A 10,741-nucleotide genomic window follows, 5' to 3' on the forward strand; every position below is an offset into this window, starting at 1 on the left:
TACAAATTCTGTGTTATTTTTGTACGCCAATGCACTTGCCAACAATAGTCGCTAACTGGCTGGTTTGTTCAAGTGGGATCATGTGCCCCGTGTTTTCAAATTCATACAGTGATGCATTAGGTAGCGACTTCGCTGCGTACCTAAGCGAATCTATGTGTGCAATATTGTCATCAATAGCGCCTACAAGTGTTACTGGCGCATTAATCTTTTCAAGCAATTTAAGTGTATTCTCTCTTGGTGTCGAGGCAAGTGTATGCGCTAACAACGTGCTTTTCCCTAAATCTTTAGCCATGGACGTAACGACATCAGTCACGTTTGTGTCTGCTAAACGGGAAGGGTGGATAAAGCGAGCAAGATAGTTGTGGTTGTCAGGTTTAAACTGCCCTTTTTTAAGGCTTTTGACCATGGTTTCACGCTGGCTTATTTCATTTGTCGATAAGCCAGCAGGATCGTATGCAATTAGTGTGATAGAAGCGATATTCGCCTTATTTCGAGCGGCGATAAGTGAAGCGATGTAGCCACCCATGGAATAGCCAACAAGGTGCACTTTTTCATCAGCAAGTATTCGGTCTTGGCTAAGTGCAATCATGTCGTCTTTCGAGGTTGCCCACTGCAGAGGAACAAAGCGACGTTGGGCTATGGAAAGCTGCCGCCAGAGGGGCATAAAGATGCGTTCGTCACAAAGAGTTCCGGGGAAAAATAATACGGGGGCTTGTGCAGACACGCGATACCTCAAATAAAAACGAAGAAGAGCGTACATGCTACCATAGCGCACAGTGAATAGAATGTTTATTCAAACGGGTAAATGAAGGTGTTTTAGCAAGTGAATAGTACACAAAGTATAGGCGTAAGTTTCAGAATAATATGATAAAAACAAAGAACAGTAACAGTTTTGCACAACGGGTTTTAGCGTGGTTCGATGAGCATGGTAGGAAGCATTTACCGTGGCAGCAAGATGTGACGCCCTATAAGGTGTGGGTATCTGAAATCATGCTTCAGCAAACGCAGGTTGCCACCGTCATCCCCTACTTCAATCGATTTATGGCGTCATACCCAAGCGTATTCGAGCTTGCCAATGCATCGCAAGATGACGTGTTGCATCATTGGACGGGGCTTGGCTATTACGCTCGTGCCCGAAACCTGCATAAAGCGGCAAAAACACTGGTTGAAGATTACGAAGGCGTTTTTCCTCCCACACTTGACGACGTGGTGTCGCTTCCCGGTATAGGCCGTTCTACCGCGGGGGCCATACTTTCGCTATCAAGAGACGAGCGTTACCCCATCTTAGATGGCAACGTAAAGCGTGTGTTAGCGCGTTATTATGCTATTGAAGGATGGCCCGGACAAAAAGCCGTAGAGAATGCCCTGTGGGACGTGGCTGAGAAAAACACGCCCCAAAATCGCTGTGCGAACTACACTCAGGTGATGATGGATTTAGGTGCCATGGTCTGCACCCGCAGCAAGCCAAAGTGTGACGAGTGTCCTTTGCAGCGTGATTGCGTGGCCTTTGCACAAGGTAAGCAAACTGACTATCCGGGTAAGAAACCTAAAAAAGTAACGCCGGTTAGACAAACCTACATGCTCATCCCTATGTTTGGGCAGCAAGTGTTTCTAGAGCAACGTCCTCAAAGTGGTATCTGGGGAGGCTTATACGGGTTTTTAGAAGCGCAATCTGCTGAAGAGGGTATATCGCTACTTGCTCAAAGGGGAATTGAAGTAGAGGAAATACAGCAGCTAGATGAATTCAGACATACATTTAGCCATTTTCATTTAGATATAACCCCGCTTATCGCCGTGGTAAACTCAACGCCACAAAAGCGGGTGGCAGAAAATGAGTCGAGATGGTTCTTGCTTGATGAGCCTATTGAAGTGGGTTTAGCTGCCCCAACAACAAAGATAATCAAAACACTGGCAAAATAAGTCGCGTACACTGTCGCGATTGGTGTTTATAAGACAAGACAATAGAGGTGCATGATGGGTAGAACGGTTTTTTGTCATAATTTGCAAAAAGACGCTGATGGCTTAGATTTTCAACTTTACCCAGGAGAACTAGGTAAGCGGATATTCGATAACATATCAAAAGAAGCCTGGGGCAACTGGCAGAAAAAGCAGACTATGTTAATTAACGAACATAAGCTGAATATGATGGAGCCAGAAGCCAGAGCGTTTTTAGAAGAAAGAATGTCGGCATACTTGTTTGACGGCGTTGAGCCAACAATTGAAGGCTATGTTCCGCCGGAAAAATAACCAAAATGCCACATTTTGTGTAAACAATGTGCAAACGGTCACAAAAGTGAAAAAAAAGCGGGTAAAACGGTTGACTTGTTAGGCCGAAATCCGTTTAATACGCACCCATAGCAGCACAGGCCGAAAACGCTTGTAACGCAAACGAGTTTCGCCTCGATAGCTCAGTTGGTAGAGCAGCGGATTGAAAATCCGCGTGTCCCTGGTTCGATCCCGGGTCGAGGCACCATTATTGAAGCCCTGTACGAAAGTACGGGGCTTTTTTGGTTCTGGTGATTGTAAAAGCTCAGGAACACGCTGGCGTATCCCTGCGGATGCTCCGCGCGTTGCGATCCCAGGTCGAGGCACCATCATTGAAGCCCTGTACGAAAGTACGGGGCTTTTTTGGTTCTGGTGATTGTAAAAGCTCAGGAACACGCTGGCGTATCCCTGCGGATGCTCCGCGCGTTGCGATCCCGGGCCGAGGCACCATTATTCAGGAAGCCCTTGCAGAAATGCGAGGGCTTTTTTGATTCTGGTGTTTGTAAAAGCTCAGGAACACGCTGGCGTATCCCTGCGGTTGCACCGCGCGTTACAATCCCGGGTCGAGGCACCATTATTGAAGCCCTGTACGAAAGTACGGGGCTTTTTTGGTTCTGGTGATTGTAAAAGCTCAGGAACACGCTGGCGTATCCCTGCGGATGCTCCGCGCGTTGCGATCCCGGGTCGAGGCACCATTATTCAGGAAGCCCTTGCAGAAATGCGAGGGCTTTTTTGATTCTGGTGTTTGTAAAAGCTCAGGAACACGCTGGCGTATCCTTGCAGACTCTCATTGCGTCAATTAAATTTTATTGGATATGGGCAAAGAAATTTTACAAGCGGTCGATAAGATGGATGCAGGAAGCAGGTTGTAGGCACATAGGGCCGTGTACGAGATACCGTGCTTTTTATATACCTAAGTTAACTAGCTGTATAACCACAGTAAAAAACACTTTTAGACTAAAGAGGTCGTTGAGACTTAGCTGATAAGATGTTTAACTACGCGCGATGATTAATGTTGTTGCCATAACTTGCTGTTTTGTGGCCACTACTAGGGATGGGTTAATTGTCAAAACTTGCAAAAAGCTTAAATCTATACCATAACTGATGGCGTGTTGATAAGAGTAGGTAGTCTTATTCAAATGAAATGGTCGGTATAAGGGTGTGTTAAAAATAAGCAGATTAATTACTGCGTATATTTTTCAACACCTAACAAGAATAAATGACCTGCTATAGTTTTTATCAGATTTAGGGCAAATCAAACCCAGTGTAACTGGTACATAACTTATAAAAAATTATACGAGTAATCGGGGACTCTTATGAAACAGCAAACACTTATCGCACTATCGGCCATCGTATTCTCTTCCTCTGCATTAGCAAATGGTGGTTTCGAGCCTACTAAAAAAGAATGTGTAAATGTTGGCAAAGAAATTATTCGAGTGAGTAGCGAGATGAACACCGCGTCATCGGGCATTCAAAAATCTTGGCTCAAGCGTCAATTAAACGCTTTAAATACCAAGCGTAGTTCTTGCAATACTGAAGGTTTCCAAGGGAACCGTCCAGAATTAGCAAAGCTCTAATACGCTCACTTCATACCGAATTAAAAAAAGACCTTGCCGTAAGCAAGGTCTTTTTGTTTGCGCTACTTAATTAAGTAGATAATCAAGCGTTAAAAACAGAAGGGATTAACTGGTCTAGCGATTCAATAGAGTAGTCAGGAGCCAGCCCTAGTGGGTACATCATTTTACCCGGGCGTTCGACAAACGCAGTATTAAGACCTGCCGCTTTAGCACCACTTACATCCCAGCCATGTGCCGCAACCATTAATGTATCGTTAGGTGCAACCTCAGCCTGTTGGCAGGCCCAGTGGTAAACACTTGGATAGGGTTTGTACGTGCGGATAGATTCTACGCTCAGCACAATATCAAAATACGATTTAATATTGGCATAAGACAGCTGTGCATCTAACCCTGCACTAGAAGAGTTTGATAATGCTATTAGCGTGACGCCTTTTTGCTTTAAGGCTTTTAGCGCAGCCGCAACATCGTCGTGGGGTGGCAGAGAAGTAATGTGCTGTTTAATTGTTTGCTTGGCGTGTTCTTGGGTTAACTGAATACCCTTGCTGTATGCAACCATCACCAGTGCTGCTGCACCAATGTCTATAAAGTCATGAAACTGCGAAGAAGCAACATCTACCAAACTGTGATGAAGTAAATTGGCGAACCACAGATCAACCAGGGTTTCATCGCCATTTAAAACTTCAGCAAGTCCAGTTTTCATTGCATTAATATCAAGAAGTGTTTCATTAACATCAAAAATTAGCGCTTTGATCATTGTTATCGTTCCCTTATACAAATGTCATTGCGCAAGACTAACGATTACTGATATTAAATGACATAAGCATCTCATCAAGGATGTCATTTAAATTAGACAGTTTCTCCGATGTAATGAAAATACTCATGTTCGATTGCACCTTAACATCACCGGTAGACAACTCTTCCCCAAAGGTATTATCCAGTGCAGTTTGCACCCGCTCTAAAAACGTTCGCGCGCTGATTTCATCAATATTATGTAGGCACAATATAAATTGCTCTGGTCCAAAACGGCCAAGAATATCGCTGCCTCTCACCACGTGTTGAAGTGTTTTAGCTATCTCTCTTAATACGTAATCACTTTTCGTTGAGCCAATCTTTCGATTTAGCTCTCTAAAGTTGCTCAAATCAAAAATCGCTATAGCGATAGCTCGTCCATCTTCTGGCGTATCTAGTTTGTTGATGCGGCTGATAGAAGTTTGCGCATTGAGTAATTGTGTAGCAGGGTCGATTGACTTAGCGGCGAGGTGCCGTTTACGAAGATAAAAGCCTAAGCCTGCTATTAATAATAGAACAATGGCTATTGCAACGAACAAGGTGTTTTTACGTAAACGCTCAGTCCTTTCTATCTCAAACTCTAAATCGTGTATTTTATTGTATAAATTTGCTGCACCGAGAATTTTAGCAGAGCTTTGGTTGTTCTTTTGCTTCTCGTTAACCAATTTTGTATAAGCTGCAAGGGCAACTTTGGCACCTTCTAAATCGTTCAAAGCAATATAAAGTGATAAGTTAAAGCTTAGGTAATTTAGGTTCTCACGAAATTTGGGAGGAATAATGGATTCATTCTCTTTCATGCTATTTAGGTAATTCTCAACACAAGGAATGTCGTTTTTAAATAAGCAAAGCTCGGTTGCATGCCATTCATATAGCGATTGATAGAATGAATTCGACACCTCAGACAGAGCGTTTTTAAATTGAGGAAGGTAGTAAGATAATTTGTTGAAGTCTCTTTGTTTTCGGTAATAAAGTTGCAACGAATATTGATACAAAAAGTTAGTGTAAGAGTTGCCAATTTCTTGATTCAGTTGTCCAAGCTCTAATATCCGCTTATAAGCCTCATCTGTTTGACCGCTTGCGGCAAGTGAAACAATAGCGCTGATTAAAATCGACACCTTGTTACTGCCTTTATACACCTGTAAACCAAGTTCGTGCGCTATAATATATTGTTCGGCAGCAAGTGCATGCTGTCCTAAGCTTCCATAAACAAGGCCTATGCTGTTGCGAATATGTGCGAGTTCACCTGGGCTACCCTTATCTGAATATCGGTCTAAGACGTTGAACATTTTGCCTAATCGCTCGGCAGTAGAATCGGTTTCCGAGCAGTAGGTAATAATAGCTAGCGAGGCACTGGTAAATATGTCGCTGTGCTTAACTGGAGATGAAAGGCTTTTGGCGCGTTCATAAAACTGGCAGCGAGCAGGGTTTTCTTTCGTATCGTAAATAAACCCTATTTGATAAATGGCTGAAGCAAACGCATAAGACGTTGTATCAATATTGGGTTGTTCAATACTTTCAAGAAGTGTTTTTAGCGCTTCTTCATGTTTACCGCTGCAAATTAAGAAGTGAGTTCGTGCAGTTGAAAGTGCAAAGCGCTGATTGCCTGTAAGAGACTCTTTTGCCAAAGTGGCGTCTAACTCAGAAAGCAAGCTAGCGTCAGGGCAGTCGTAAGATACAGTTCGCACTTTAGCTATAAAGGCTTCAATATCGCCGTCAGCCGCCAATGAAAAGCGACTAAAAAATAACGCGGTTACAGAAAAGAGTGTTACCGATAAAATAGATGCAAAATATGTCGTGCGCATATTGTTTCTTTTCTAATTTTTTCAGCAATCATAGCTAGTTATCGCCATAACTACCACCCAACGTGCCCATAAGTCTACTTTTTACGGGTACAAAAAAGAAGACTTATGGGAAATGAAAGTTAATGAATGGTGTTATCGCCAAAGCTTACTAATATGCCAACGCCGACCAAAGCGATGACCGACCACAATAAAGTGGCTTTAGTGGCTTTCTCTCCTAATACAAAGGCGACACCAAGAGACATTAATGCGCTGGTAGCGATTAGAGTTTGTACCACAGCAGCTTTCGCGTAGGCAAACGCAAACATCTGCAGATAAATTGCTGCTGTTGTGCCCAGTAATGTTGCTACAACAAAGGCGGGCCATACCCGTTTGCCTTCAGTAATAACGGGTAGCCACCGCGTTTTTGTTACGGCAATAAAGGGCACAACAAACACCATACCGCCCACAAGCCGTAAAAAGGCTGCACTTGCGGCATCAACGTCGCCGCTTCCTAAAATATCGCGACTAACCACTGCGCCAACAGCCTGACATAACGCGGCTCCAACACCATATAAATAGCCGCTGGTGGCTAATACATGAGTAGCGCTACGCTTACGAGCTTTAATAACCATATCGACAGAAAAAAGCACTACAGCCACGCCTATCCACTGCTGCCATGTAATCCACTCGCCAATAAAGGCCATGGCGAATAGAGCAGTGAATAATGGCGCGAGGGTTTCAGCAACAAGCACGGCTTGGCTGTCGCCAATGCTTTGCAGCGCTTTGAAAAAACACGTATCGCCAATGCCAATACCAATAAAGCCACTCACCAACAGCCAAATAACGGCGTTAGTTGAAAATAAAGCAGGCTGCACCGCAATTAAGACAACGCTAAGCAACGCAATGGAGATTAAGCCCTTCCAAAAGTTCATGGTAAGTGGCGAAAATGCGTTTCCTATACCGCTGAACAAACGTGCCGCAATAGCCCAGCAAAGCGCAGTTCCTAATGCTGCAAATACACCCATGAATAACCCTTCTGTGTGAGGTATAACGAAAAAGAGCGGCTATGCTAATGCAAAGAGACAGTTTAGGTAAGCCTGTTCTTTGATATCCATGTAAACACAAAGGTTTTTAATCTAAACGTAACGGAATGCGTATGTTGTTAGTGGCATATTCATACCTGAATTTTTTAATCTATTATTTGAGAGCGCACATGAATTTAGATGGTGTTAAAGGCGTTATATTCGACCTAGACGGTACATTAGTAGAGTCGAGTTTAGATTTTACAATAATGCGGAAAACCATTGGGTGCCCTTTAGATGAAGACATACTTACGTTTGTTGATGCCATAGACTGCGAACGTAAAAAGGCGGATGCCCACAATACTATTTTGCAGCATGAACTTGACGACGCTCGTAATGCGAAGTGGCTGAGTATAGGTCAAAAGATGGTAGAAAAAGCGCAAGAGCATAACTTGCCCATGGCCATAGTGACTCGAAACTGCAGAGAGGCCACAGCAATTAAGCTAGCGAACAACAACATTCCTATAGATTATGTGCTCACGAGAGAAGATGCCCCGGCAAAGCCTGATCCAACTGCACTACTCATGGTAGCGAAAGAATGGCAGCTACAACCTGCAGACTGCCTATATGTGGGGGACTTTATTTATGATCAGCAGGCTGCTGAAAATGCAGGTATGCAGTGGTTGATGGTTTAAATTGAAATAGATTTTCCACCCGGCGGTGTCGGGTGCTTCGGAAAGATTGTTTCAATCGGTTTAGGTACAGTCACATTATTCTCATGGCCTCCATATACTTTAGTATATTCTTCAACAGCTAGCTCTTGCATGTTTGTTTTTTGTTCGATATTCATGTTGTTACCTTCTTTCGGAAATTAGTCGCTTTAATGAAGCGAAGAAAGATTAATAACAATTTGGTCATATGGACATGCGAAAAAAGACAACTGCCTTCTCACGTCACTCATTGTGTCTATTTGGCTCAATTCTAATATTTTCTCTACTACTAAATTCAGCAAAAGTCTTTGCTTTCGGCGAAACCCTAGAGGGAAAAACTAGATTAGCAGGAATACCCACAGGAATTATTCGAGATATAGAGGTTATTGGAGATACTGCGTTTGTCTCTGCTGAAAATGGTGTCTTTAGATTATTAGGCGGTATTGCTGAAAAAGTGAGTTATAAGGGGGACAATACATTATCTGGGACAATATCTGATGCCGCTTTTGATGGAGCTGGCGGGGTGTGGCTGGTTGAGTACGGTGCAGGAGTTTTTTATTTAGATTTAAAGACAAACAAATCTGTAGAAATGTTTCCTGATGCTCGCTGGACGAAATATGCTTGGAAGATCTCAGACACAGGACGATTTCTTGTTGTATCGCTAATTCAAGGAATCATTGTCGTTGATAAACTGACGAAAGAGATCCAGACATGGGCAGGTTCAATCGGGGTTGACAGAGTAAATGATGTCCTCAGTGTTTCGTCTTCTCAAGGCGGAGTTGTTTACCTTGTATCAAGCGATGCTCTTATTAAAGTCGACACGATAGCCCAAGAAGTTTTCCGCTTTAGTAAAACAGATTATTTCAACTCTCTTTCATCGATAGATGCTGTAGCTATTAAGGATGATAGGGTTTTTATTGGGGGAGCTGGGGGTGTATATGAATGGAGCGAGAAAAATAAAACCAAAATATTTTATCCATTTCATTCCGATATTCCTTTACGTGAAAAAGTATCAGTCATATTTGTAACAAAGACAGGAAGAGTTCTAATTGGGGCTGGGGGACTGTTTGAATTAGGTGAAAAGTTTGTAAAAGCTCCTAGCTTTCTTGCGCCTCTTCTTAACTCTGAGAGCGTATTCAGTATCGTAGCAATAAACGAATTGTCAACTGGTACCCTTTTATTGTCGTCCTCTCAGTTAGGCCTGATTACATTAACTGAAACCCAAGAGGCGGTAAATTTACTCCACTTTGAAAATAATGTGCTCAGACGAAATGTGACGCGGCAAGGTTTCACAGAGAATGGCGACGTATCACTACAAATCGGTGACGACGAATATCAACTTAAAATCACATCTGGAGAGCTCAATTTACTAAACGGAGACTATGATAGTAAAAATAGTTGTATTGACTTCAGAGTAAAGGGCTATGCACAGGGCCTGCAAAAGCCTCAATATTTTTGTGAGTCTTGGGACGGACAGCTAATCACCACAGACAGTCCGTTTTTTTATCTTTATCAAGATGACGGTGAATCTCCATCTTACATGCTGATTGATGAGTCAAATATCGGCAATGTGATAGATACAATCTCTGCACCCCACAGCATGAAGGAGGCTTTCGTGGCCTCATCTGGTGAGATTGTTGGTTACGATAACCACAACACTATCTATATCCAGCTGTCGAAATTTAATTGGAAATCAATCTCTCCAGATGAGGGAGGATGGAATGGAATAACCTGTTTGCTTGAATATATGGATCGCTATGTTGTTTGTACGGCAGGCCAAGGAATTCAGGAACTGAATAAAAAAACAGGCGAACTCTCATCATCTGATATTTTAAGAGATTTCCAAATCAAATTTGTGCGAGGCGCAGGCCTTACCCAAACGGGAAATCTCTGGGTTGCAACAAATATGGGGTTATATGTTCGTACTAGCTCTGGACTCGAGTGGTTATTGAATTCTAGAGATGGGATTTATGATTCTGATTTTGAATACCAAAGTGTCTTAGTGCTGGGCGATAAGCTTCTAGTTCTGGGTGATAAATATTCATATCTTATTGATGAAAAGAAAATTCTGGAATCACTCGAAGAAGTCAGAAGTAAAAAGAGCAAAGTCATTTTTACAAAGTCGATTTGGAGCTCTACAGATTCGAATGAGTACAGTAATTACGAGTTTGGGCATGATGAGACCCTATTTCTTGATAATGACTTTGTTGAACTATCGATTGAATTTAGTACCAATAATTATGTTGAGCATCAAACACAGGAGTTGGCGTTTAGAATAATAGGGATTAATGAGCAGTGGAAAATTCATCCAGAGTCTAAAGCTTTCCTATCAATTTCCGACATTGAACCTGGTAATTACACTATCGAGGCTAAAGTAAGTGGTGAGAGTAACCCCGTTAGTAGCATCAATTTTGAGGTGAAAAAACCAATATATCTTCTTTATCCCGCAATGATAATTTATGCAATTAGCCCCGAATTCAGATAATAAGTGCACCACTCTTGGTTAAATGGTGAGAAGAGATCAACTGCCTGTTGGTGGTACTCTGTAATCGCCAAAAAACAAGAGTAGTTACCATGAGTTACAAGCAGTTGATCGA

The 10,741-nt window shown here is 42.6% G+C and carries 10 protein-coding genes and 1 tRNA gene; 6 read left to right on the plus strand and 5 right to left on the minus strand.

Features of this window, described 5'->3' with window-relative positions:
* Positions 1-13 precede the first annotated feature (13 nt).
* Positions 14-724: an alpha/beta fold hydrolase gene (locus GTQ48_RS10565; RefSeq protein ID WP_163106658.1), complete on the minus strand. Its 711-nt coding sequence runs from the start codon at positions 722-724 to the stop codon at positions 14-16.
* Between the two features lie 140 nt (positions 725-864).
* Between GTQ48_RS10565 and mutY the strand changes: the two genes are divergently transcribed.
* From mutY to GTQ48_RS10585, 4 genes are all read left to right on the plus strand, one after another.
* Positions 865-1,920: an A/G-specific adenine glycosylase gene (gene mutY / locus GTQ48_RS10570; RefSeq protein WP_163106659.1), complete on the plus strand. Its 1,056-nt coding sequence runs from the start codon at positions 865-867 to the stop codon at positions 1,918-1,920.
* A 54-nt stretch (positions 1,921-1,974) separates the two neighbouring features.
* Positions 1,975-2,247: an oxidative damage protection protein gene (locus tag GTQ48_RS10575; RefSeq protein WP_032094830.1), complete on the plus strand. Its 273-nt coding sequence runs from the start codon at positions 1,975-1,977 to the stop codon at positions 2,245-2,247.
* Positions 2,248-2,397: 150 nt separating this feature from the next.
* Positions 2,398-2,473: transfer RNA gene (locus tag GTQ48_RS10580), tRNA-Phe, on the plus strand.
* A gap of 1,108 nt (positions 2,474-3,581) precedes the next feature.
* Positions 3,582-3,842, plus strand: coding sequence for a hypothetical protein (locus GTQ48_RS10585; RefSeq protein WP_163106660.1), 261 nt, complete (start codon positions 3,582-3,584; stop codon positions 3,840-3,842).
* Between the two features lie 82 nt (positions 3,843-3,924).
* On the opposite strand, the gene GTQ48_RS10590 is transcribed toward GTQ48_RS10585, so the two are convergent.
* The 3 genes from GTQ48_RS10590 to GTQ48_RS10600 all read right to left on the minus strand — a co-directional run bounded on the left by GTQ48_RS10590 (position 3,925) and on the right by GTQ48_RS10600 (position 7,437).
* Complete coding sequence (locus GTQ48_RS10590) at positions 3,925-4,596, minus strand: haloacid dehalogenase type II (protein WP_163106661.1); 672 nt, start codon at positions 4,594-4,596, stop codon at positions 3,925-3,927.
* Positions 4,597-4,633: 37 nt separating this feature from the next.
* A complete protein-coding gene (locus tag GTQ48_RS10595; RefSeq protein WP_163106662.1) occupies positions 4,634-6,433 on the minus strand; it encodes a GGDEF domain-containing protein in 1,800 nt (599 codons plus the stop codon).
* 119 nt (positions 6,434-6,552) lie between these two features.
* On the minus strand, positions 6,553-7,437 hold the full coding sequence (locus tag GTQ48_RS10600; RefSeq protein WP_163106663.1) for a DMT family transporter: 885 nt from the start codon (positions 7,435-7,437) through the stop codon (positions 6,553-6,555).
* Positions 7,438-7,625: 188 nt separating this feature from the next.
* On the opposite strand from GTQ48_RS10600, the gene GTQ48_RS10605 reads away from it, so the two are divergent.
* Entirely contained in the window at positions 7,626-8,129 is a 504-nt protein-coding gene (locus GTQ48_RS10605) for an HAD family hydrolase (protein ID WP_032095892.1), read from the plus strand.
* Here GTQ48_RS10605 and GTQ48_RS10610 read toward each other — a convergent pair.
* Positions 8,126-8,284: a hypothetical protein gene (locus GTQ48_RS10610; protein WP_163106481.1), complete on the minus strand. Its 159-nt coding sequence runs from the start codon at positions 8,282-8,284 to the stop codon at positions 8,126-8,128. The two genes, GTQ48_RS10605 and GTQ48_RS10610, sit on opposite strands and share 4 nt — an antisense overlap.
* Positions 8,285-8,358: 74 nt before the next feature.
* Here GTQ48_RS10610 and GTQ48_RS10615 point away from each other — a divergent pair, with 74 nt between their 5' ends.
* Positions 8,359-10,629: a hypothetical protein gene (locus tag GTQ48_RS10615; protein WP_163106664.1), complete on the plus strand. Its 2,271-nt coding sequence runs from the start codon at positions 8,359-8,361 to the stop codon at positions 10,627-10,629.
* The last annotated feature ends 112 nt before the right edge of the window (positions 10,630-10,741 follow it).

This window comes from Alteromonas genovensis (assembly GCF_010500895.1).
Classification (GTDB): Bacteria; Pseudomonadota; Gammaproteobacteria; order Enterobacterales; family Alteromonadaceae; genus Alteromonas; species Alteromonas genovensis.

What these genes read in the sequence shown, in the direction of transcription:
- mutY (WP_163106659.1), top strand. Translation starts at nt 865, where the DNA reads ATGATAAAAACAAAGAACAGTAACAGTTTTGCACAACGGGTTTTAGCG.
- GTQ48_RS10575 (WP_032094830.1), top strand. Translation starts at nt 1,975, where the DNA reads ATGGGTAGAACGGTTTTTTGTCATAATTTGCAAAAAGACGCTGATGGC.
- GTQ48_RS10585 (WP_163106660.1), top strand. Translation starts at nt 3,582, where the DNA reads ATGAAACAGCAAACACTTATCGCACTATCGGCCATCGTATTCTCTTCC.
- GTQ48_RS10590 (WP_163106661.1), bottom strand. Translation starts at nt 4,596, where the DNA reads ATGATCAAAGCGCTAATTTTTGATGTTAATGAAACACTTCTTGATATT.
- GTQ48_RS10595 (WP_163106662.1), bottom strand. Translation starts at nt 6,433, where the DNA reads ATGCGCACGACATATTTTGCATCTATTTTATCGGTAACACTCTTTTCT.
- GTQ48_RS10600 (WP_163106663.1), bottom strand. Translation starts at nt 7,437, where the DNA reads ATGGGTGTATTTGCAGCATTAGGAACTGCGCTTTGCTGGGCTATTGCG.
- GTQ48_RS10605 (WP_032095892.1), top strand. Translation starts at nt 7,626, where the DNA reads ATGAATTTAGATGGTGTTAAAGGCGTTATATTCGACCTAGACGGTACA.
- GTQ48_RS10610 (WP_163106481.1), bottom strand. Translation starts at nt 8,284, where the DNA reads ATGAATATCGAACAAAAAACAAACATGCAAGAGCTAGCTGTTGAAGAA.
- GTQ48_RS10615 (WP_163106664.1), top strand. Translation starts at nt 8,359, where the DNA reads ATGCGAAAAAAGACAACTGCCTTCTCACGTCACTCATTGTGTCTATTT.